We start from the raw sequence: 21964 nt of genomic DNA on the forward strand, positions 1-21964 counted from the left end.
CGGCACCCTGCAGGCGCTGTACGAGCTGCCGCTCGGCCTGCACGAGCTGACGGTGACCGCGACCGACAAGGCGGGCAACTCCACCACCTCGACGACGCAAACTTCTTGATCACCGGGGCTGGGCGAGCCGGGGCTGGGCGAGCAGGGCGGGGCGGAGCGGGGCGAGCAGGGCGGGGTGGGGCGGGTTGGGTGGGGGGTGGGTGGGGGTTGGGGTGAGCGGGGTGGTGTGGGGTGGGTTAGGAGAAGAGGCCTCGGCGTTGGAGGGACTGGCGGAGCCAGCCGTCGAGTTGGGCGGCCCAGTCGGTGCGATCGGCGGTGGCGTGGTCGACGGTGAACCGGCCGAAGGCGTCCCGACCCTCGGTGAACAGGCCACCCCGCTTGTCCATCTCCAGCACCACCTGCACCTGGTGCGGGTCGGTGACGAAGGTGACCTCCAGCTGGTTGATCGCTCCGGCGTACTGCGGGGCGGGGTAGAACTCGATCTCCTGGTAGAACGGCAGGCTCTGCCGTACGCCATAGATGTGGCCGCGCTCGACGTCGGCGCGGGCGAACCGGAAGCCCAGCCGCAGCAGCGCCTCCAGCAGCCGCTCCTGAGCCGGCAGTGGGTGCACCGACACCGCGTCCAGGTCACCCTTGTCGACTGCGCGGGCCACCTCCAGCTCGGTACGCAGCCCCATCGTCATCCCGTGCAGCCGGTGGCCGTACAGGTCGGTCAGCGGGGTCTCCCACGGCACGGCGAACCGGAACGGGATGTCGTAGCGCTGCCCCGCCTCCAGCCGGAACGGGCCGGTGACCTGCTGGCGGGCGAACTCCTGGGTGGTCTCGTAGTCGGAGTCGGCACTCTCCACCTCGACCCGGGTGACCAGGCCGAGCGCCACGTACTCGATGTCGGCGGCGTGGTCGCCGCCGGCCACGTGGACCCGCCCCTCCAGCACCCCGCCGGGACGGCAGTTCGGATTAGCGAGCACGGTCTCCACCGACGGACCGCCCACCCCCATCGACTGCATGAGCCGTTTGAAGACCACCACGTCCTCCATTGCCTGTCGCATCGCCGACCCCGATGGCCGACGCTGGCACGGTAGCCGGACCTGGCAAGACCGCCGACGACCCACCCCGCATCCGACCAGATTGCTGTCGGGTCCCCGATCGCCTCACCCCCGTTTCACGTCCCGGTTGGAAAGCTGTCCATCACCGGAGCCGATGGCGCCGGTAGGCGACACCGAAAGCAGACACGGGGAGACACAGAGATGGCCCTGCAGATGATCGATAACAAGACGCGCCCGGCCACCACCATCGACGCCGAGCACGGCACCGAAGCCCTCACCGACCTCGACGCCACCGACGAGCGCGGGGTCTCCACCGACCTGGTCCGGGCCTACCTCAACGGCATCGGCCGGACCAAACTGCTCACCGCGGCCCAGGAGGTGGAGCTGGCCAGACGGATCGAGGCCGGGCTGTTCGCCGAGGAGAAGCTGTCCACCTGCACCCCTGTCTCCGGTGACCTGCGCGCCGACCTCGCCCTGATCGCCCGGGAGGGCCGCGCCGCCAAGGACCACCTGCTGGAGGCCAACCTGCGGCTGGTGGTCAGCATCGCCAAGCGCTACACCGGGCGGGGGATGGCCTTCCTCGACCTGATCCAGGAGGGCAACCTCGGCCTGATCCGCGCGGTCGAGAAGTTCGACTACGCCAAGGGTTACAAGTTCTCCACGTACGCCACCTGGTGGATCCGGCAGGCGATCACCCGGGCGATGGCCGACCAGGCCCGCACCATCCGCATCCCGGTGCACATGGTCGAGCAGGTCAACCGGATGGTCCGGGTCCGCCGGGAGCTGTCGGTCACGCTGGGTCGCGAGCCCATCGTCTCCGAGGTGGCGCGGGCGATGGAGATCCCCGAGTTCCAGGTCATCGAGCTGATCTCGTACGACCGGGAGCCGGTCAGCCTCGACCAGGCCGTCGGCGAGGACGGCGAGAGCGCCCTGGGTGACTTCGTCGCCTCGGTGGACCAGCGCACCGAGCCGGGTGACGCGGCCGCCAACGGCGAACTGCGCAACGAGGTACGCATCGTGCTCGCCACCCTCTCCCAGCGGGAGCAGGCGGTGATCCGGCTCCGGTTCGGCCTGGACGACGGCCGGCAGCGCACCCTCGACGAGGTCGGCAAGGAGTTCGGCCTGTCTCGGGAGCGGATCCGGCAGATCGAGAAGGTCACCCTGCTCAAGTTGCGCGACCCGGAGCGGGCGCAGCGGCTGGAGGCGTACGCCTGCTGAGCGGGACGGTTCGGCGCAGGCCCCCGGCGGTTCGCCGGGGGCCTGCCCGCTGTCCGGGGTCTCGTCACCGCCGGAGCCGCCGGCGGGCACGGTCAGCGCCGCCGGCAGCGGGCACGGTCAGCGCCCGCCGGCAGCGGGCACGGTCAGAGCCGGAGCCGGCAGCGGGCACGGTCAGAGCCGGCGCGGGCCGGTGTCGGGGCGGGCCCCGGCCGTGCCGACCCCCACCGCCGCGTGCAGCACCGACACGCCGTCCGGGCGGGCCAGCACCGGGTTGAGGGTGAGCGACCGCACCCGGGGCTGCTCGTCGGCGAGCCGGCCCACCCGCAACAGCAGGTCGGCCAGGGCCGCCCGGTCCACCGCGTCAGCACCCCGGTGCCCGTGCAGCAGCGGCGACGCCCGGGGCTCGTCGACGAGTTCGGCGGCGTCCCGGTCGGTCAACGGCACCGCCCGCCAGGCCCGGTCCCCGAGCAGTTCGGTGGCGACCCCACCGAGCCCGAAGCCGACGACCGGCCCGAACGCCGGGTCCTCGCGCAGCTCCACCACGCAGGCCACCCCCGGCGGCACCATCGGTTGGACCAGGACGTCCGCGCCGAAGGCCGCCGCCAGGTCCGCGTACGCCCGGCGTAGCGCGACCGGGTCGGCCAGGTCGAGGCGGACGGCGCCCAGGTCGAGGCGGTGCCGCAGGCCGGGCGCGGCGGCTTTCAACGCCACCGGCCAGCCCAGCCGCCCGGCGGCGGCGAGCGCCTCGTCGACGGTGCCGGCCGGGGCCGAGCCGACCACCTCGATGCCGTACGCGGCGAGCAGCGCCGCCGCGTCGGCGGCGTCACCGCGCAGCGCGGCCTGCCCGGCGGCCCGGTCCACCCCGGTCAGTTCCGGTGGCGTGCCCGGGTCCCGGCGCAGCCAGTCGGCGTACCGGCCGACCCGGCCCAGCGCCCGCACCGCCTCCTCCACGCTCGGGTACGCGGGCAGCCCGACCGGCACCCGGCCGGCGAGGAACGTCACCACGGTCGGCTTGCCGCCGGTCACCGCCGCCGCCACGGCGGCGGTGAAGTCCGCCTCCTCGACGGTGAGCTGCCCCGGCAGGGGTGGGGCGAAGACCGCCACCAGCGCATCCACGCCGTCGTCGGCGGCGGCACCGGCCAGCGCGGCGGTGAACGCGGCGGCACCGGCGTGCGGGCCGACGTCGTGGGGGTAGCCGGCGGCGACCGTGAGACCCTGCCCCGCGCAGGCGGTGGCCGCCAAGCCGGTCAGCGCCGACGAGTTGCCGACCACGCCGACCCGGCCACCGGCGGGCAGCGGCTGGTTGGCCAGCAGCGTCCCGACGTCGAGCAGTTCGGCGACGGTGTCCACCCGGATCACCCCGGACTGCGCGAAGAGGGCACCGACGGCGGCCTCGTCGAGCGTGGGTGCGACGCCGGACCCGACCGGGCGGGCCAGCGAGGCCAACGCCACCACCGGCTTGTCCCGGCCGATCCGGCGCACCAACCGGGCGAACTTGCGCGGATTGCCGAAGGTCTCCAGGTACAGCAGGATCACGTCGGTGCCCGGGTCGTCCTGCCAGAACTGGAGCAGGTCGTTGCCGGACACGTCGGCCCGGTTGCCGGCCGACACGAAACTCGACAGGCCCAGCCCCCGGCGCTGCGCCTCGGCCAGCAGCGCCACCCCGAACACGCCGGACTGGCTGAAGAAACCCACCCGTCCGGGGGCGGGCAGCACCGGGGCCAGGGTGGCGTTGAGGCGTACCCGCCCGTCGGTGTTGGCCACGCCCAGGCAGTTCGGGCCGACGACCCGCATGCCGGCGGCGTGCGCCGCCCGGACCAGGGCCCGTTGGGCCGCCGCGCCGGCCGGTCCGGCCTCGGCGAAACCGGCGGAGATGACCACCAGGCCGTGCGCGCCGGCAGCGGCGGCGTCGGCCACCACCCCCGCCGCCGCGTCCGGGGGCACCGCGACGACCGCCAGGTCGACGTCCACTCCGGCGTCGGCTGCCGACGGGTACGCGGGCAGCCCCGCCACCGTGCGCGCGCTCGGATGCACCGGCACGATCGCCCCCGGGTAGCCGCCGTCGCGCAGGTGCCCGAGGACGGCCGCGCCGACCCCCTGACCGGTGGCGCTGGCCCCGTAGACGGCCACGCCGCGCGGGGTGAGCAGCCGGGCGATGGACCGCGCCTCGGTGCGGTGCTCCCGACCCCGCTGCACAGCCAGGGTCGCCTCGGTCGGGGCGATCGGGAACGTCAGGTGCACCACCCCGTCGGCGAACTGCCGTTGCACCTGGTAGCCGAAGTCGGCGAAGACCCGCAGCATCGCCCCGTTGGTGGGGAGCACCTCGGCGACGAAGTGCCCGATGCCGGCCCGGCCGGCCGCGTCGGCCAGGTGCTCCAGCAGCACCGAACCGATCCCCCGGCCCTGGTGGGCGTCCTCCACCACGAACGCCACCTCGGCTTCGGGGGCCGCCGGACCCAGCCGCTCGTACCGGCCGACGGCGACGATCCGGTCGCCGACCAGCACCACGAACGCCTCCCGGTCCCGGTGGTCGACGGTGACGAAGCGGCGCAGGTCCCGTTCCGGGATACGCGGGTACGGCGAGAAGTAGCGCAGGTAGCGGGTGCGTTCCGAGAACCGCCCGTGCATGGCGACGATCTCCGGGGCGTCCTGCGGCCGGATCGGTCGCAGGCCGACGGTGCTGCCGTCGCTGAGCAGCACGTCCACCGGTTGGTCGACAGTGGTCACCACGTCCGGTCCCTCCCCAGGTCCCCGGCTCAGTCGCGCGGGTCGTACGGGTCCAGCCCGAGCAGCGGGAACACCGCCTTGCGGGTGGCCGCCACCGCCCGGTCCACCGAGTTCGGCTCACCGGTCGGCTGCCACGGCTGGTGTGACGGGTCGACGTCGTCGGTCATCCGCAGCGGGACGTCCCGGCCGGGCAGCCGGTGGGCGGCCAGCGCACGCCAGTCGGGCGGGGTGAGGGTGGCCGGGTCGAGCGGGTCGCCGGTGGCCACCGCGAGCAGGTGCGTCCAGGCCCGGGGCACCACCTCCACCAGGGCGTAACCGCCGCCGCCGGTGGCCACCCAGCGGCCGTCGCACAACTCGTCGGCGAGCGCCCGCAACGTCAGGTAGGTGGCCCGTTGCCCGTCCACCGACAGGTGCAGGTCGGCCAGGGGGTCGAGCCGGTGCCCGTCGGCACCGCACTGGGTGAGCAGGATCTGCGGTCGGAACGCCCGCAGCACCGACGGCACGATCGCGTGGAAGGCGCGTTGCCAGCCGGCGTCGTCGGTGCCCGGTGGCAGCGGCACGTTGACCGCGCTGCCCTGCGCCCCCGGGCCACCGGTCTCGTCGGGGAACCCGGTGCCGGGGAAGAGCGCGAGCGGGGTCTCGTGCAGGCTCACCGTGAGCACCCGGGGGTCGTGGTAGAAGACCTCCTGCACACCGTCGCCGTGGTGCACGTCCACGTCGACGTAGGCGACCCGCTCGGCGCCCAGGTCGAGCAGGCGGGCGATGGCCACCGCCGGGTCGTTGTAGACGCAGAACCCGGCGGCCCGGTCGGGCATGGCGTGGTGCAGCCCACCGGCCACGTTGACCGCACGGCGGGCCTCGCCCCGCCAGACCGCCTCGGCGGCGGCCACCGTCGCCCCGGCGATCAGCGCGCTGGACTCGTGCATCCCGTCGAAGACCGGATTGTCCGAGGTGCCCAGTCCGTAGCCGGCGAAGAGCGGATCGCGGGGGGCGGTCCGGACCGCCGCCAGGTAGTCGGGCAGGTGCACCCGGGTCAGCGTCGCGTCGTCGGCCGGCTCGGGCCGGATCAGCCGTACGCCCGGCCGGTCCAGGACGCCCAGCTCCCGGGCCAGCGCGACGGTCAGCTCGACCCGGACCGGGTCGAGCGGGTGCTCCCCCATGTCGTAGTCGAGCAGGGACTCGTCCCACACCACCAGCGTGTCGTCCGACATGGGGTCATCGTCGCACGCGGGTCACCGGTCGCCCACCAGGCGTGCTGGTCAACCGGCTGGTGTCGGGCCGGTGGCCACCGGGCGGGACGGGTCGGCGACCCAGCCGCTCCACGATCCGACGTAGAGCGCGGCGTCCGGCCGACCGGCCAGGTGCAACGCCAGCACCGTCTGCGCGGCGGTCACCCCTGATCCGCAGTACGCCCCCACCGGCTGGTCGGCGCGCACCCCGGCGGCGGCGAACCGGTCCCGCAGCGCCTCGGCGGTCAGGTAGCGGCCCTCGGTGACGTACTCGGGGGCGGGCAGGTTGACCGCGCCCGGCACGTGTCCGGCGACCGGGTCGATCGGCTCGGTCTCGCCCCGGTAGCGGGGGGCGGCCCGGACGTCCAGCAGCACACCGTCGTCGGCCGCGCCGAGCCGGGCCGCGTCGTCGGCGTCCAGCACCGGCAGCCCACCCGGTGTGACGGTGACGTCGCCGGGTTGCGGGGTGGGCACCTCGACGGTGCCGGGCAGGCCGGCGGCGAGCCAGCCGGGCCAGCCGCCGGACAGCACCCGTACCGACCGGTGGCCGGCCCAGCGCAGCGTCCACCAGGCGCGGGCGGCGGCCAGGCCGTCGCCGTCGTCGTACACCACCACGGGATGACCGGCGCGGACACCGGCGGCCCGCAGCGCGGCCTGGAGCGCGGCCGGTTCGGGCAGCGGGTGCCGGCCCGCCGGGCCGGGCGGACCGCACAGGACGGTGTCCAGGTCCACGAAGACCGCCCCGGGCAGGTGGCCGGCGGTGTAGTCGTCGCGGCCCGGAGGGCCGACCAGCCGCCAGCGGACGTCCAGCAGGGTCGGCGGGTCGGGGCGGGCCAGCTCGGTGGCGAGCCGGTCCGGCTCGATCAGGGGGGTAGCGGTACCGGACATGACGTCCAGTCAACACCATCGGGGCACCGACCTCGCGATTCGGCGCAGGTCGATCTTCGTGGGCCGGGGTAGCATCGACCACCGGGAGGCCGCTGACGTGAAGCATGACCGGGTCGACACCACTGAGCGCGAAGCTACCTTCGCCGCCTTCGGACAAAAGGGGCGAATGTGAAAAGCCATGACTTAGTGGACACGACCGAGATGTACCTGCGCACCATCCTCGAACTCGAAGAGGAAGGGGTGCCGCCGCTGCGTGCCCGGATCGCCGAGCGGTTGCGGCAGAGCGGGCCCACCGTCAGCCAGACCGTGGCCCGGATGGAACGCGACGGGCTGCTCACCGTCGAGGGCGACCGGCACCTGGCGCTCACCGACCTGGGCCGGGGCACCGCCGTGTCGGTGATGCGCAAGCACCGGCTCGCCGAGCTGCTGCTGGTCAACGTGATCGGGATGCCCTACGAGGAGGCCCACGAGGAGGCCTGCCGGTGGGAGCACGTGATGAGCGACGCGGTGGAGAAGCGGGTCTACGACCTGCTCAACCGACCCACCCGCTCGCCGTACGGCAACCCGATCCCCGGCCTGGAGGAGCTGGGCTCGCCGGAGACCGAGGCCACCGACCACGCCGAGGGTGAACGCAACCTCGCCTTCCCCGGGCTGACCGGCCCGGTGGTGGTCCGGCGGATCTGCGAAAGCGTGCAGACCGACGCCGACGTGCTGCGGCAACTGCACGCCGCCGGGGTCGACCCGGGTGCCACGGTCACCGTCGCCCAGGAACGCGACGGGGTGTTCATCGACCGCTCCGGCGAACGGGTCCGGCTGCCCCGCGAGGTCGCCTCCCGGGTGTTCGTCGCCGCCCACTGACCCCGGGCCGCCACCGGCGTGCGCCGGGCCGGGGTGGACCCCGTCGCCGCCGGTCCGGGCTGGGATCGGACTCGGCTCGGGTCGCCGTCGGCCCGGACGGGGGTTACAGGGACCGGGTGTCGAGCTTCCTGGCCAGGTCGACCAGGTGGCCGGCCACCGCACCGGCGGTCGCCCGGTCCTCGGCCGGTGGGCAGGTCCAGCGGAGCATGGCCAGCCGGTCCTCCGCGGCCAACCAGCCCACCTCGGCCGTCGGCCCGTGCTTCGCGGTCTTCGCGCCGGTCCGCCGGTAGCCGGCCTGGCCCAGCTTCGACACCTTCGTCGCCCCCTCGGGCAGCACGTCAGCGGTGAAGGTCGGCACGTCGATCGAGGTGTCGGTCACGGTCAGGGTCAGCTCCGGCCAGGTGGTGTCCGTGGCCCGCACCACGCAGGTACGGGTATCACCCCGCTCGCTGGCCGCCGCCACGTCGAAGCGGACGCCGGTGTGCTCCTCGATCACCGCGAAGTCGAGCAGCCGGCACGCCCCACCGGACGAGGCGGCACCCACCTCGACGACGACAGGTTCCCCCGCCGGCAGCCGTACCGGGTCGGGCTCCGACGCCCCGCAGCCCGTGGTCAGCAGCACGCCCGCCCCGGCGAGCCAGATCCGCCCGTGCACGGGCACACCTCCGTGATCGTCGGCGGGAGATCCGCCGATGTCCGTCGGAAACCGTACGGGTTGGCACTGTCGGACGGAAGACCCGGGCAGTCGCCCGGCGGCGTCAGGTGGGCGGGAGGTCACGCATGGTCCGCAGTAGAGCGGCCCCGGCACCACCATCGCCACCCAGAACACCCGGGCCGTGCCGATCATCAGTCGGCGGTGGGGCGGGCCGCCGGGACAGCCTAATTAGTCGTCGACGTACGGGCAGTGCCGGCAGCCACGCCCGCAGCAGGTGCCCCGCCGGGCCAGGAACCCGGCGCTGAGGACGAACAGCCCGGTGGCCGGGTCGGGATACCCGGCGTCCCCGGCGGCGAGCGCGGCGGCGTGCGCGGCCAGGATCCGCGCCCGGTCGGGGTGCTCCGGCGGCAGCCGGGACGGGTGCGGCTCGGTCAGCGGCCGGCCCGCCAACGGACGTCGTTGCCCACTCACCCGGTGAGTGTAAGGAGGGCTCGCTCCCCCACCCCTGGTGCGGGTCTGCGGATCCCCGCGCCCGGCCGGCAGGCCCCGCTGGTCGAGTCGCGCAGAGTCAGGGATCGTCGCAGCGGTGCGGTTTGCTCAGCCCACCGGCTCCCCGAACCAGGTGAGCGCCTGGCCGTGGCCGCGGGTCCAGGCAAGCGGCGTGCCGTCGAGCGCGAGCACGTTGTGCAGCGTGTCGTCCTGCTGCCCCGGCAGACCCGGGTAGGGCAGCACCGCCGGGTCCTCGTTGGCGATCCAGTGGCCGGAAAGACCGCTCACCACCTCGACGAACGCGGCGCGGCGCGGCGGTGGCACCAGGTACAGCACCGAGCTGTGGAACACCACGAGGGTCGCGTCGGACGGGGCCAGTGCCGCCACCTCCGGCAGGTCGTCGACCAGGTCACCGCGGACGAGCAGCGGCGGGTCGGCCGCGACGACAGCCGCAGCAGCCCGCAGCCGCTCGCGGCGGTGCCCGTTCTCCGGCCAGATGAGGGCGTCCAGCCAAGCGATGTCGTCCGGATCGGTGACGTCGAGCGGGTTGAGGTCGAGGCCGGCCCGCCACACCACCTCGGGCAGGCGAGTCGGTGGCGTCGTGCCGGTGATCGCACAGTCGAGCGTCGGCGTACCTGTACCGAGAAGACGGTCGCCGTAACGGTACGCGTACCGGTCGGGGTAGAGGCACATGCCTGCCGACGCGCCCACCTCCAGCAGGGCGAGTGGCTGCGGCAACGAGGCCAGCACCGGCAGGAGGACGGCACAACGCCCGGCCTCGTTCGTCTGCGTCGCCCGGGCCCGGATCTCCGCCGCGACAACCGGCCAGTTGGCCCTGACGAATTCGCCGAACGCGGCCGGGTCCTCGACCGTACCGCCGCACAGTCGGACCACGGCGAACAGCAGATTCGGCTGGCGTTTGGCCGGCGGCAGGGTGTCGAGAAGCGCCAGCAGGCTGCTGTCCCGGGCGACCGCGTGGGCCAGTCGCTCGTACGACGGTGAGACGCCGTGCGCCTCCCTGGTGGCGAACTCGACGTACCGGTCGGCTGTGGTCATGCCCCGATCATCCCGTCCGGCGCGGCCCCCGGTGCGCCGCCGTCGGCGTGATCTGCGCGACGGGAGCGAGGTAGCGGCGTCCGGGTAGGACCGGTGCCGCTACCTCGCCCCACTGGGGTCGATCATGAAGACGGGACGCGGAAGGGCCGGCACCCGACGGGCGCCGGCCCTTCGTGCGACGCGTACGTCAGCTGCAACCGCTGGTGGAACCGCAGCCCTCACAGACGTAGCAGCTGCCGGCGGGGCGCATCTTCGTGCCGCAGGTGAAGCAGAGCGGCGCGTCGGCGGCCTTGCCGATCACGGCCTCCAGCAACTCGGTGGAGGAGCCCACGGCGGGCGCCGGCTTGGCGGCGGCCACCTCGGCCAACTCCTGGGCCGGCTGGGCCAACGGGCCGGTCTTCGGTTCGGTCACCTCGACCGGGGCCGAGGACGCCATCGCGGTCAGGTCCGTGCCGCTCATCTCCGCATCGGCCTCGGCCCGCAGCTGCGCGGCCCGCTCCTTGGCGGTGAAGATGCCCAGCTCGGCACGACGCTCGTAGGGCAGGAAGTCCAACGCCAGCCGCCGGAAGATGTAGTCCATCACCGAGGCGGCCATCCGCACGTCCGGGTCGTCGGTCATGCCGGCCGGCTCGAAGCGCATGTTGGTGAACTTGCTGACGTACGTCTCCAGCGGGACGCCGTACTGCAGGCCGATGGAGATGGCCACCGAGAAGGCGTCCATCACCCCGGCCAGGGTCGAGCCCTGCTTGGACATCTTGAGGAAGACCTCACCCAGCCCGTCGTCCGGGTAGGACGAGGCGGTGAGGTAGCCCTCCGCGCCGCCGACGGAGAAGGAGACCGTCTCCGACGGACGCTTCTTCGGCAGCCGCTTACGCACCGGCCGGTACTCGACGACCTTCTCCACGGCGGCCGGGGCCGGCGTCTCGACGGCGGCCGGGGCGGCGGTCTTGTTCGGCTTGGCCACCGAGAGGGGCTGGCCGACCTTGCAGTTGTCCCGGTAGATCGCCAGCGCCTTCAGGCCCAGCTTCCAGCCCTCGAAGTAGATCTTCTCGACGTCGGCGACGGTGGCCTGCTCCGGCATGTTGACCGTCTTGGAGATGGCACCCGAGATGAACGGCTGGACGGCCGCCATCATCCGCACGTGACCCATCGGGGCGATGGACCGCTCGCCCATCGCGCAGTCGAAGACCGGGTAGTGCTCCGGCTTGAGGCCGGGGGCGTCCACCACGTGACCGTGGTCGGCGATGTGCTCGACGATCGCCTCGACCTGCTCCTCGGGGTAGCCGAGGCTGCGCAGGGCGCGCGGCACGGTCTGGTTGACGATCTGCATCGAGCCGCCGCCGACCAGCTTCTTGAACTTCACCAGCGCCAGGTCGGGCTCGACCCCGGTGGTGTCGCAGTCCATCATCAGGCCGATGGTGCCCGTCGGCGCCAGCACGGCGGCCTGCGAGTTGCGCCAGCCGTACCGGTCGCCGACCTTGTTGCCCTCGGTCCACTGCTTGGTGGCCTCCCGCGCGATGGCGGTGGCGACGGTGCCGGCCGGCTTGATGGCGTCGTTGGCGGCGGCGTGCTTGCGCATGACCCGCTTGTGCGGCTCGGCGTTGCGGGCGTAGCCGTCGTACGCGCCGACGATCGCGGCCAGCTCGGCCGAACGGCGGTACGCGGTGCCGGTCATCAGCGAGGTGATCGCCGCGGCCACCGACCGGCCCTGCTCCGAGTCGTACGGCAGGCCCGAGGCCATCAGCAGCGCGCCGAGGTTGGCGTAGCCGATGCCGAGCTGCCGGTAGGCGCGGGTGGTCTCGCCGATCTTGTCGGTGGGGAAGTCGGCGAAGCAGATCGAGATGTCCATCGCGGTGATGACGAACTCGACCGACCGGACGAACTTCTCCACCTCGAAGCCGCCGTCGGCACGGAGGAACTTCATCAGGTTGAGCGAGGCCAGGTTGCACGAGGAGTTGTCCAGGTGCAGGTACTCCGAGCACGGGTTCGACGCGGTGATCCGGCCGGTCTCCGGGCAGGTGTGCCAGTCGTTGATCGTGTCGTCGTACTGCAGGCCCGGGTCGGCGCACTCCCAGGCGGCCTGGGCGATGGTACGGAACAGCTTCTGCGCGTCGATGGTCTCGATGGTCTGCCCGTCGAGGCGGCCCCGCAGGTCGAAGCCGCCGCCGTTCTCCACCGCCGCCATGAACTCGTCGGAGACCCGCACCGAGTTGTTGGCGTTCTGGTACTGGACGCTGACGATGTCGTTGCCGCCGAGGTCCATGTCGAAGCCGGCGTCCCGCAGCGCGCGGATCTTGTCCTCCTCGCGCGCCTTGGTGGTGACGAACTCCTCGATGTCCGGGTGGTCCACGTCGAGGATGACCATCTTGGCCGCGCGCCGGGTGGCACCGCCGGACTTGATCGTCCCGGCGCTGGCGTCCGCGCCACGCATGAAGCTGACCGGGCCGGAGGCGGTGCCACCGGAGGAGAGCAGCTCACGCGACGACCGGATGCGCGACAGGTTGACCCCGGAGCCGGAGCCGCCCTTGAAGATCAGCCCCTCCTCCTTGTACCAGTCCAGGATGGAGTCCATCGAGTCGTCGACCGCCAGGATGAAACAGGCGCTGACCTGCTGCGGCGACGGGGTGCCGACGTTGAACCAGACCGGCGAGTTGAAGCTGAACACCTGGTGCAGCAGCATCCAGGTCAGCTCGTGCGCGAAGATCTCAGCGTCGCCCGGGTTGGCGAAGTAGCCGTGCTGCTCACCGGCGGCCCGGTAGGTGCTGACCACCCGGTCGATGAGCTGCTTGAGCGACCACTCCCGTTCCGGGGTCCCCACCGCGCCCCGGAAGTACTTGGTGGTGACGATGTTCGCCGCGTTGACACTCCACGACTCGGGGAACTCCACCCCGCGCTGCTCGAAGTTGATCGAGCCGTCCCGCCAGTTGGTCATGACGACGTCGCGGCGCTCCCACGCCACCTCGTCGTACGGGTGCACGCCCTCGGTCGTCCAGACCCGCTGCACCTTCAGCCCCGTCGCCGCGCCGTTCTTCGCCGCCCGCGTCCGGCTTGTTGTCACGCCGTCCCCCGCCATCTCATCGGCCCCCTCGTCTGCGCGGCCACCCGCCACGCGTCGTCACTGTCGAAATCCAGGTCGTCACTTGGTGAAAGACTCAGTCGGTACGGTCGGCGGCCCCGGCCGCGTCGACACGGGCCTGTGCGGCGGCCCGGAGGGTCTCGATCTCCCGTTCGAAGTCGGCCAGCGAGTCGAACGAGCGGTAGACGCTGGCGAAGCGCAGGTAGGCCACCTCGTCCAGGTCGCGCAGTGGGCCCAGGATCGCCAGTCCCACGTCGTGGCTCGGCAGCTCGGCAGCTCCCTTGGCCCGGACGGTCTCCTCGACCTTCTGCGCCAGCAGCGCGATGGAGTCCTCGTCGACCGGCCGGCCCTGGCACGCCTTGCGTACCCCGCCGATGATCTTCGTCCGGCTGAACGGCTCGGTCACCCCGCTGCGCTTGACCACCGCGAGGACGGCCTCCTCGACCGTGGTGAACCGCTTGCCGCATTCCGGGCAGGAGCGCCGCCGCCGGATCAGCTGGCCGTCGTCGGCCTCGCGCGAGTCGACCACCCGGGAGTCGGCGTGCCGGCAGTACGGACACCGCATCGCCCGACCTCCTTGATCGACTGTGGGGCCCGCCCGCCCGCCTCCGGGCACGCGTCGACCCGGCGCAACCGGTGTCGCCGGTCTCGCCGTGGTCGACGATACGGGAGTGCGGTGGGTAGTCGAACCCAACCTGTGGGCAACTTACGCCCGTGTGACTACTACATCTAGGGGTCGACCGTAGGCCGCCGGCCGGGTCGGGTCAAGTTGCCCGACTGTCCGGCGCGTCACGCCCGAACCGCCCCACCACCCCCGGGCCCACCACCCCGGGCCCACCACCCCCGGGCCCACCACCCCGGGCCCACCACCCCGGGCCCACCACCCCGGGCCCGTCGCCGCCCCCGGGGGTCGACAGCTCCAACCGACCGGACGCCGGGGAGGTTACCGGCCGTCCGGCCAGCCCGACCCGGACGGTTGACCGACCCGGCAGACCACCGAACCCCTCGAACACGGGTTCGAGGAGGACGTACCATCTACCAGAACAGGCGTACGAGTTACCAGGTTTTCCACCCGACACGCCGAGACGCGTCGTACAGATGTTTGAAAATGACCGATCTCACCTATACGGTCATGAACGACCGGGCACGGCGCACCACGTCGGTCCGGCACCGCGACACCCCGCGCGCACCACGAGCCGCCAAGGCACCCAGCGCCGACCAGGGAGGACGGACGTGACCGAGGACCGGGCCAACCGGCAGAAGAACCCGCAGCCGATCGCCGAGGCGGGTCCCCCGGCCACTCGGCGTCCCCGCGCCGCCCGCAGCCGGACCGGCCAACCGGCCGTCCGCCAGGTCACGCCGGTGGTCAGCGGCTTCCCCGACCCGGCCGCCGTCGACCTCACCGCCCGCCAGCGCCGCATCCTCGAATTCATCCGCAGCTGGGTGGAGCGGCACGGCTACCCGCCGAGCGTCCGCGAGATCGGCGAGGCGGTCGGCCTGGTCTCCCCGTCCAGCGTCGCCTACCAGCTCAAGGAGCTGGAAAAGAAGGGCTTCCTGCGCCGCGACCCCAACCGCCCCCGCGCGGTTGACGTCCGCGCCCCCGTCGACGCCGACGACGAGCTGAGCCGAGCCCAGCGCCCCACCCCGGCGTACGTGCCGATGCTGGGCCGGATCGCGGCCGGTGGGCCGATCCTGGCCGAGCAGGCGGTCGAGGACGTGTTCCCGCTCCCCCGCGAACTGGTCGGCGAGGGCGAGGTCTTCATGCTCCAGGTCAAGGGCGACTCGATGCTCGACGCGGCGATCTGCGACGGCGACTGGGTGGTGGTGCGGCAGCAGCCGATCGCCGAGGCCGGTGACATCGTGGCCGCGATGCTCGACGGTGAGGCGACCGTCAAGACCTACCGGCGACGCGACGGTCACGTATGGCTGATGCCGCAGAACCCGGCCTTCGACCCGATCCCCGGTGACGACGCCACCATCATGGGCCGGGTCGTGGCCGTGCTCCGCCGGATCTGACCTCGTCCCGCCCGGCAGCCTCCGGCGGAGGCTGCCGGTGCCGTCCCCGGTGACCGTGCCCCGCCCCGCAACGGCCGCGGCACGTGCCTGGTCGACCGCGCACGCCCGCGACCTGGGGAGAGGTCAGTAACGCTCGCCGCTGCGGCCGGGCGGTGGGCCGTACTGGCCGCCCCGCCGGTCGTCGTGGTCGTCGTCCCGGCGTGGACCGGAACGCGGCTCCCGGGGCCCACCCTCACGCCGTGGCGGTTCGGCCCGCCCGGCACCGTAGACACCGTCCCCACCACCCGCAGCGCCACCCCGCCCGCCCGCCGGGCCGGCACCACGCCCACCAGCGGGAGCACCGCCACGCCCACCGGCCGGCGGCGCAGCACGACCACCCGGCGGAGGGCCACCACGCCCACCCGGCGGAGGACCGCCACGGGCACCGACCGGCGCACCACCGCGCCCCTCCGGTGGCGGACCGCCACGGCCACCCGGCGGGGTGCCACGCCCGGCCACCGGGGCACCACCACGGATCCCCGGCGGCCCACCACGCCCATCGTCCGGCACACCGCCGCGTCCACCGGCCGGCGCACCGCCACGCCCACCCGCCGGCACACCGCCGCGTCCACCAGCCGGCGCACCACCGCGCGGGTCGGCGGCGGCCGGCGCACCACCCCGGGCACCACCGCCCGAAGCACCACCGCGCGGGCCGATGCCCGGGGCGCCACCGCGCGGACCAGCACCGTCGGCACCGCCGCGCGGACCGGCACCGCCGGCCGGGGTGGCACCGCGCGGACCGGCACCGCCGGCCGGGGTGGCACCGTAGACACCACCGCCGGCAGGGCGACCTCCGCCGTAGACACCACCACCCGCCGGACGTCCGCCGCCCGCAGGGCTGCTACCTCCCGGACCGCCGGAGGGAACCGCTGCGGCTGCCGCTGGGGGCCGACCTCCGCCGTAGACCGCGCCGCCGGCCGGCCGGGCGGGGCCACCACCTGCCGCAGCACCGTAGACACCGCCGGTACGCGGCCGGTCCGGGGCCGGTTCGGCGGCAGGGGGGGACTCACCGGCCGGGAAGCCCTCGGCCCGGGACACCGCGCCGGAGGTGAAGACCTCGTCGTCGGGATCGTCAGGCATCTCGCCGGCCGCCGTGGCCCGCCTGCGCGACCGCACGATCCCGACGATGCCGGCCCCGACCAGCACCGCGCCGACCACCCCGACCGCACCGATCAGGTAGGTGATCTGGTCCAGGCTCAGGTTGTCGTACCAGGACCTGTCGGCTGCCGGCTTGGCTCCCGCCGCGCCCTCGACTGGTTCCGCGCCCTTGGTGGACGGGGTGTAGCCGAGGATGTCGATCGGGTCCTCCGGGGAGAGTTCCCCGCCGTCGGAGACGGTCACGAACCCGGTGCCGTCCGGGATGTACGAGATGGCCTCGCCGAACGGGTCCGCCAACGGGGTGACCCGGGGCTTGCCGGTGGTCAACGCGGCCACGATGTCGTCGCCCTTGACGTCGTACTCGAAGGCGTCGGCGTAGGTGCGCAGCACCACCCGGCTGCCGTCGGGCGAGCGGGCCGCCCCGGTGATGGCCACCCGACCGATGATGTTGAGCGGGTTGTCGGTGGTGGTCTTGGGCAGGGTGATCTCGCCGACCTTCTTCATCGGCACCGGATCGGCGTTGCCGCCGCTGTCGAGCTTCGTCTCCGGGGTGAAGATCTCCGCCTTGCCACTGGGCACCTTGGTGATCACCAGGGGCGACCCGTCCGCGCCGATCAGCAGCGCCTCGGCGTCGTGCGGCTTGCGCTCCGGGTACGACAGCCGGTGCAGCACCGGCTGCTTCGACCCGGTCACCGGCATCGTCCAGACCGCGACCCGGGTACGCCGTTCCCTGCTGGTCACGTTGTCACCGGTGTCGGCGATCCAGAGCGTCTTGCCGTCCGGGGAGAGGGTCAGGTCCTCCGTGTCGAACGGGCCGTCGCCGGAGAACTTGACCGGCTCCCTGGCGATCTTGCACTTGGTGTCGAGGAAGAAGACCCGCTTGCGGCTCTCCTGGAGGGTGCCGTCGTTGATCACGACATAGCCGGTCTTCGTGGCGACCAGGCCGGACAGCTCCCGCAGCCGCTCGTCCGTGATGGTGCACTTCTTCTTGCCGGCGACGGCCAACGGCGCCACCCCGACCAACGGCACTGCACCGGCCAACGGCGCCGCACCGGCCAACGGCACCGTCCCGACGGGGGTGGCCAGGACCGACGCCGCCCCGGAGGTGGCAGCGGAGACCGGTGCCGCTGCGGCAGCAGCGGGTGCCACGGCCACGCCGAACAGGGCGAGGGCAACCGTGACCGAGGAGACAGCGCGGCGCATGGCGTCAGTGTCGCATGCCGCCATGAACCTCAGGTCACACCGCAGCGCTCACCGACTGCCGGCCACCGCAGGGTCACCCGCCGCCACGAACGGAGTCAACTCGGCGGCGAGCGCCTCCCCCACCCGCACGTGCAGCAGGGTGCCCTCCGGGAGGTGGGAGGTGCTCAGCACCTCACCCTGCCGGTGCAGCCGGGCAACCAGGTCACCCCGGTCGTACGGCAGGACCGCGCGGACCTCCACGGCCGGACGCGGCAGCCGCTGTTCGATCACCTCACGCAGCCCCTCGAGGCCACGCCCACTGTGCGCGGAGACGAAGACCGCGTCCGGCCAGAGCCGCTTGAGCCGCAGCAGGGTCTCCTCGTCGGCGGCGTCGGTCTTGTTGACCACCAGCAGCTCGGGCAGCCGGTCGGCACCGACCTCGGAGAGCACCTCCCGCACCGCGCGGACCTGTTCCTCCGGGTCGGGGTGGGTGCCGTCGACCACGTGCACCACCAGGTCGGCCTCGGCGACCTCCTCCAGCGTCGAACGGAACGCCTCGACGATCTGGTGGGGCAGGTGCCGGACGAAACCCACCGTGTCGGACAGCGTGTAGAGCCGCCCGTCCGAGGTGGTGGCCCGGCGGGTGGTCGGGTCCAGGGTGGCGAAGAGCGCGTTCTCCACCAGCACGCCCGCGCCGGTGAGCCGGTTGAGCAGGCTCGACTTGCCGGCGTTGGTGTAACCGGCGATGGCGACCGCGGGAACGGCGTTACGGGACCGACGGGCGCGCTTGGTCTGGCGTACCGTCTTCATTGCCTTGATCTCCCGGCGCAACCGGGCGATGCGGTGGCGGATGCGCCGCCGGTCGGTCTCCAGCTTGGTCTCACCGGGGCCACGCAGACCCACGCCGCCACCGGCACCACCGCCGCGCCCGGAGCCACCGCTCTGCCGGGACAGCGACTCACCCCAACCACGCAACCGGGGCAGCAGGTATTCGAGCTGGGCCAGCTCGACCTGCGCCTTGCCCTCCTTGCTCTTGGCGTGCTGGGCGAAGATGTCGAGGATCAGCGCGGTGCGGTCGACCACCTTGACCTTGGTGCGCTGCTCCAGGTTGCGCAGCTGGGACGGGGACAGCTCACCGTCGCAGATCACCGTGTCGGCCCCGGTGGAGAGCACCGCCGCGCTGAGGTCGTCGACCTTGCCCCGGCCGACGTAGGTGGCCGGGTCGGGGCGGCTGCGGCGCTGGATCAGCCCTTCGAGCACCTGCGAACCGGCGGTCTCGGCCAGGGCGGCCAGCTCGGTCAGCGAATTGTCGGCGTCGCGCTGGGTGCCCTCGGTCCAGACGCCGACGAGGACGACCCGCTCCAGCCGGAGCTGGCGGTATTCGACCTCGGTGACGTCGGTCAGCTCGGTGGAGAGGCCGGGGACCCGCCGCAACGCCTGCCGCTCCGACAGCTCGTACTCACCGGTCGTGGCGTCGAGGTCGTCGTCCGAGAAGGGGGTGTGGGTCTCCTGGTCGCGCAAGCTGCGTCTCCTGTCCGTTCTGTGCATGTACCGAGTAATCCTGACACGGGTCAACGCGGAACGCGACTGCTATATGCCCGTGGTGGAGGTCGCCGAACGCGGGGGCGGCTGCCGCCGTGGCCCGGTGGGCGAGTAGAAATGGCGACGAGCCGCCAGCGACGACGGAGGTATTTCCGTGGCCATCACCAGACTGCCGAGTGCCGGATTCTCGATCACGATCCGGATCGCGGTCCCTGCGGACGCCTCCTCGATCGGCCGGCTGACCACGTCGGTCGGCGAGGCCGGCGCGATCGTCACCGCACTCGACGTGGTCGACTCCGACCCGACCCACGTGATCGTCGACCTCACCTGCGACACCGCCGACGCCGGCCACGCCGACCAGGTCGTCGAGGCGCTCACCGCGCTCGACGGGGTGGACGTGCGCAAGGTGTCCGACCGGACGTTCCTGCTGCACCTCGGCGGCAAGATCGAGGTGCACTCGAAGGTCGGGCTGCGGACCCGCGACGAGCTGTCCCGGGCGTACACCCCGGGGGTGGCCCGGGTCTGCATGGCGATCGCGGAGAACCCGGCGGACGCCCGGCGGTTGACCATCAAGCGCAACACGGTCGCCGTGGTCAGCGACGGCTCGGCCGTGCTCGGCCTGGGCAACCTCGGCCCGGCGGCGTCGCTGCCGGTGATGGAGGGCAAGGCGGCGCTGTTCAAGCGCTTCGGCGGGGTGGACGCCTGGCCGGTGGTGCTGGACACCCAGGACACCGACGAGATCGTGGCGATCGTCAAGGCCATCGCCCCCGCGTACGGCGGGATCAACCTGGAGGACATCGCCGCGCCGCGCTGCTTCGAGATCGAGGCACGGCTGCGGGAGCTGCTGGACATCCCGGTCTTCCACGACGACCAGCACGGCACCGCGATCTGCGTGCTGGCCGCGCTGACCAACGCACTGCGCGTCGTGGGCAAGCAGCTCGCGGACGTCCGGGTGGTCGTCTCCGGGGCCGGCGCGGCCGGCACCGCGATCATGAAACTGCTGCTGCGCCAGGGCGTCGGCGACATCATCGCGTACGACCGGCAGGGCGCCCTGCACCGTGGGCTGACCGGCCTCAACCCGGCCTGGCAGTGGCTGGCCGAGAACACCAACCGGGACAACTACGCCGGCGACCTGGCCGGTGCGGTCCGGGGCGCAGACGTCTTCATCGGGGTGAGCGCCCCCAACCTGCTCACCGGCGACGACGTCGCCACCATGGCCAAGGACGCGATCGTCTTCGCGCTGGCCAACCCCGATCCGGAGGTCGACCCCCGGGAGGCCCGCAAGCACGCCGCGATCGTCGCGACCGGCCGCTCCGACCAGCCGAACCAGATCAACAACGTGCTCGCCTTCCCGGGCGTGTTCCGGGGCATGCTCGACGCGCACGCCGAGGAGTTCACCGAGGAGATGGCGATCGCGGCGGCCCGGGCCATCGCCGACGTGGTCGGCGAAGACAAGATCAACCCGACGGTGATCGTGCCGAGCGTCTTCGACTCCCGGGTCGCCCCGGCGGTCGCCGCCGCAGTCCGCGCCGCCGCCCAGAACCCGGCTGCGACGCCACCCCCGGCCGCCGACCCCGGCCCCGCCGACCTCCCCGAAGTCGCCGCCACCGCCAGCGCCACCCCCTGACCCCCTCCCCTCCCCCGCGAGCCCCACTCCCCACCGGCCAGCCCGACTCGACTGGCCCCGGCTCGCCCCAGGCTCGGCTCGCCCCAGGCTCGGCTGGCCCCGGTGATCAAGAGGTTTGCGTCACTCCGCCCGGCACCCATGACGTAAACCTCTTGATCACCACGCACCCTCCCCGCCCGGCCCCGGTGATCAAGAAGTTTGCGTCATTCCGCCCGCCATCTTTGACCCGAACCTCTTGATCACCGCGCGTCACCTCGTCGGGACCGGGTGATCAAGAGGTTTACGTCATCCGTCACGCCGATTCTGACGCAAACCTCTTGATCAACGAGACGAGACGGGGTGAGACGGGGCAGAGCGGGGTGGGGAGGGCGGCGGGGGGTCAGGGGAGGGTGAGGGTGCCGGTGGCCACGAGGATGGCGGGGCCGGCGAGCCAGCACGAGTCGGTGGTCACCGTGACCGTGAGGCGGCCACCGGGGACGTCGACCGCCACGACGCCGGTGTCCCGGGCGGCGTCGCGTAGCGCCACGGCGGCGACCGCGCAGGCGCCGGTGCCGCAGGAGAGGGTTTCCGCCGAGCCACGTTCGTAGACCCGCATCAGCACGTGGCCGTCGGTGCCGTCCAGCGGGGCACCGGGGGTGGTGAACTCGACGTTCACCCCGTGTGGGAAGACCCGGGGGTCGAATTCGGGCGCGCGGGTCAGGTCCAGGTCGGTCAGGTCGATGCCGGCCGGCAGGGCACAGACCAGGTGCGGGTTGCCGACGTCCACCGCCGTGCCGGGCAGGGTGAGCCCGCTCAGGGCGGCATGCGACGCGTCGTACAACCGGGGGCGGCGCATCTCGACGGCGATGGTGTCGCCGTCGACCCGGGCCCGCACGAGGCCGGCGCGGGTGGCCACCGGCAGGGTTCCGTCGGTCGCGGTGGCCAGGCCGGTCGCGAGCAGGTAGCGGACGAAGACCCGGGCCCCGTTGCCACACATTTCGGCGAACGAGCCGTCGGCGTTCCAGTAGTCCATGAACCACTCGGCCTCATCGGCGAGGGCCACCCCGTCGGGGTGTTTCGCGGCGCGCACCACCCGTAACACGCCGTCGCCGCCGAGGCCGCGCCGTCGGTCGCAGAGCCCGGCGACCAGGTCGGGGGTCAGGTCGAGGGTGCCGTCCGGGTCGGGCAAGATGACGAAGTCGTTGCCGGTGCCGTGCCCCTTGGTGAACTCCACGCCCC

At 73.0% G+C, this 21964-nt stretch carries 15 protein-coding genes and 1 pseudogene; 4 read left to right on the forward strand and 12 right to left on the reverse strand.

Annotation, left to right across the window (positions count from 1 at the left end; all coding sequences use genetic code 11):
• Positions 1-236: 236 nt before the first annotated feature.
• The gene (locus tag AB0K25_RS27295) at positions 237-1025 is read right to left on the reverse strand and encodes a sporulation protein (RefSeq protein WP_219470793.1); all 789 of its coding nucleotides are present in this window, start codon (positions 1023-1025) and stop codon (positions 237-239) included.
• Positions 1026-1259: 234 nt separating this feature from the next.
• On the opposite strand from AB0K25_RS27295, the gene sigB reads away from it, so the two are divergent.
• The gene (gene sigB, locus AB0K25_RS27300) at positions 1260-2264 is read left to right on the forward strand and encodes an RNA polymerase sigma factor SigB (protein ID WP_219470791.1); all 1005 of its coding nucleotides are present in this window, start codon (positions 1260-1262) and stop codon (positions 2262-2264) included.
• 171 nt (positions 2265-2435) lie between these two features.
• Here sigB and AB0K25_RS27305 read toward each other — a convergent pair whose 3' ends face one another.
• From AB0K25_RS27305 to AB0K25_RS27315, 3 genes are read right to left on the reverse strand one after another with little or no spacing between them, the layout of a single operon-like run.
• Positions 2436-4991, reverse strand: a complete 2556-nt coding sequence (locus AB0K25_RS27305) for a GNAT family N-acetyltransferase (protein ID WP_357537768.1) — start codon at positions 4989-4991, stop codon at positions 2436-2438.
• Between the two features lie 29 nt (positions 4992-5020).
• The gene (locus tag AB0K25_RS27310; protein WP_208569552.1) at positions 5021-6202 is read right to left on the reverse strand and encodes an acetoin utilization protein AcuC; all 1182 of its coding nucleotides are present in this window, start codon (positions 6200-6202) and stop codon (positions 5021-5023) included.
• Between the two features lie 48 nt (positions 6203-6250).
• Positions 6251-7108, reverse strand: coding sequence for a sulfurtransferase (locus AB0K25_RS27315; RefSeq protein ID WP_219468643.1), 858 nt, complete (start codon positions 7106-7108; stop codon positions 6251-6253).
• A gap of 168 nt (positions 7109-7276) precedes the next feature.
• On the opposite strand from AB0K25_RS27315, the gene AB0K25_RS27320 reads away from it, so the two are divergent.
• Positions 7277-7966, forward strand: a complete 690-nt coding sequence (locus tag AB0K25_RS27320) for a metal-dependent transcriptional regulator (protein WP_208569554.1) — start codon at positions 7277-7279, stop codon at positions 7964-7966.
• 103 nt (positions 7967-8069) lie between these two features.
• Here the strand turns inward: AB0K25_RS27320 and AB0K25_RS27325 are convergent, their stop codons facing one another.
• The 5 genes from AB0K25_RS27325 to nrdR all read right to left on the reverse strand — a co-directional run bounded on the left by AB0K25_RS27325 (position 8070) and on the right by nrdR (position 13807).
• Positions 8070-8621, reverse strand: a complete 552-nt coding sequence (locus tag AB0K25_RS27325) for a hypothetical protein (protein ID WP_219468640.1) — start codon at positions 8619-8621, stop codon at positions 8070-8072.
• Between the two features lie 228 nt (positions 8622-8849).
• The gene (locus tag AB0K25_RS27330; RefSeq protein WP_208569556.1) at positions 8850-9092 is read right to left on the reverse strand and encodes a DUF5522 domain-containing protein; all 243 of its coding nucleotides are present in this window, start codon (positions 9090-9092) and stop codon (positions 8850-8852) included.
• Positions 9093-9218: 126 nt separating this feature from the next.
• On the reverse strand, positions 9219-10166 hold the full coding sequence (locus AB0K25_RS27335) for a DUF2332 domain-containing protein (protein WP_363823436.1): 948 nt from the start codon (positions 10164-10166) through the stop codon (positions 9219-9221).
• Between the two features lie 187 nt (positions 10167-10353).
• A complete protein-coding gene (locus tag AB0K25_RS27340; RefSeq protein ID WP_363823492.1) occupies positions 10354-13239 on the reverse strand; it encodes a vitamin B12-dependent ribonucleotide reductase in 2886 nt (961 codons plus the stop codon).
• A gap of 79 nt (positions 13240-13318) precedes the next feature.
• Positions 13319-13807: a transcriptional regulator NrdR gene (gene nrdR / locus AB0K25_RS27345; protein ID WP_208569561.1), complete on the reverse strand. Its 489-nt coding sequence runs from the start codon at positions 13805-13807 to the stop codon at positions 13319-13321.
• A gap of 668 nt (positions 13808-14475) precedes the next feature.
• On the opposite strand from nrdR, the gene lexA reads away from it, so the two are divergent.
• Positions 14476-15258 (forward strand): transcriptional repressor LexA, encoded by a 783-nt coding sequence (lexA, locus tag AB0K25_RS27350; protein WP_208569562.1) that lies wholly within the window; start codon positions 14476-14478, stop codon positions 15256-15258.
• 834 nt (positions 15259-16092) lie between these two features.
• On the opposite strand, the pseudogene AB0K25_RS27355 reads toward lexA, so the two are convergent.
• Positions 16093-17598, reverse strand: a pseudogene (locus AB0K25_RS27355) (hypothetical protein); the annotation flags it as partial.
• A 48-nt stretch (positions 17599-17646) separates the two neighbouring features.
• A complete protein-coding gene (gene hflX, locus AB0K25_RS27360; protein ID WP_244253122.1) occupies positions 17647-19125 on the reverse strand; it encodes a GTPase HflX in 1479 nt (492 codons plus the stop codon).
• 148 nt (positions 19126-19273) lie between these two features.
• Here hflX and AB0K25_RS27365 point away from each other — a divergent pair, with 148 nt between their 5' ends.
• On the forward strand, positions 19274-20746 hold the full coding sequence (locus AB0K25_RS27365; protein ID WP_208569565.1) for an NAD-dependent malic enzyme: 1473 nt from the start codon (positions 19274-19276) through the stop codon (positions 20744-20746).
• 379 nt (positions 20747-21125) lie between these two features.
• Here the strand turns inward: AB0K25_RS27365 and dapF are convergent, their stop codons facing one another.
• On the reverse strand, positions 21126-21959 hold the full coding sequence (gene dapF / locus AB0K25_RS27370) for a diaminopimelate epimerase (RefSeq protein WP_219468623.1): 834 nt from the start codon (positions 21957-21959) through the stop codon (positions 21126-21128).
• Positions 21960-21964 lie beyond the last annotated feature (5 nt).

This window comes from Micromonospora sp. NPDC049257, assembly GCF_040678915.1.
Classification (GTDB): domain Bacteria; phylum Actinomycetota; class Actinomycetes; order Mycobacteriales; family Micromonosporaceae; genus Micromonospora; species Micromonospora antibiotica.

Excerpts from the sequence above, each read along its gene's own strand:
- sigB (WP_219470791.1), top strand. The coding sequence starts at position 1,260 with ATGATCGATAACAAGACGCGCCCGGCCACCACCATCGACGCCGAGCAC.
- AB0K25_RS27310 (WP_208569552.1), bottom strand. The coding sequence starts at position 6,202 with ATGTCGGACGACACGCTGGTGGTGTGGGACGAGTCCCTGCTCGACTAC.
- AB0K25_RS27315 (WP_219468643.1), bottom strand. The coding sequence starts at position 7,108 with ATGTCCGGTACCGCTACCCCCCTGATCGAGCCGGACCGGCTCGCCACC.
- AB0K25_RS27335 (WP_363823436.1), bottom strand. The coding sequence starts at position 10,166 with ATGACCACAGCCGACCGGTACGTCGAGTTCGCCACCAGGGAGGCGCAC.
- AB0K25_RS27340 (WP_363823492.1), bottom strand. The coding sequence starts at position 13,239 with ATGGCGGGGGACGGCGTGACAACAAGCCGGACGCGGGCGGCGAAGAAC.
- nrdR (WP_208569561.1), bottom strand. The coding sequence starts at position 13,807 with ATGCGGTGTCCGTACTGCCGGCACGCCGACTCCCGGGTGGTCGACTCG.
- hflX (WP_244253122.1), bottom strand. The coding sequence starts at position 19,125 with ATGCACAGAACGGACAGGAGACGCAGCTTGCGCGACCAGGAGACCCAC.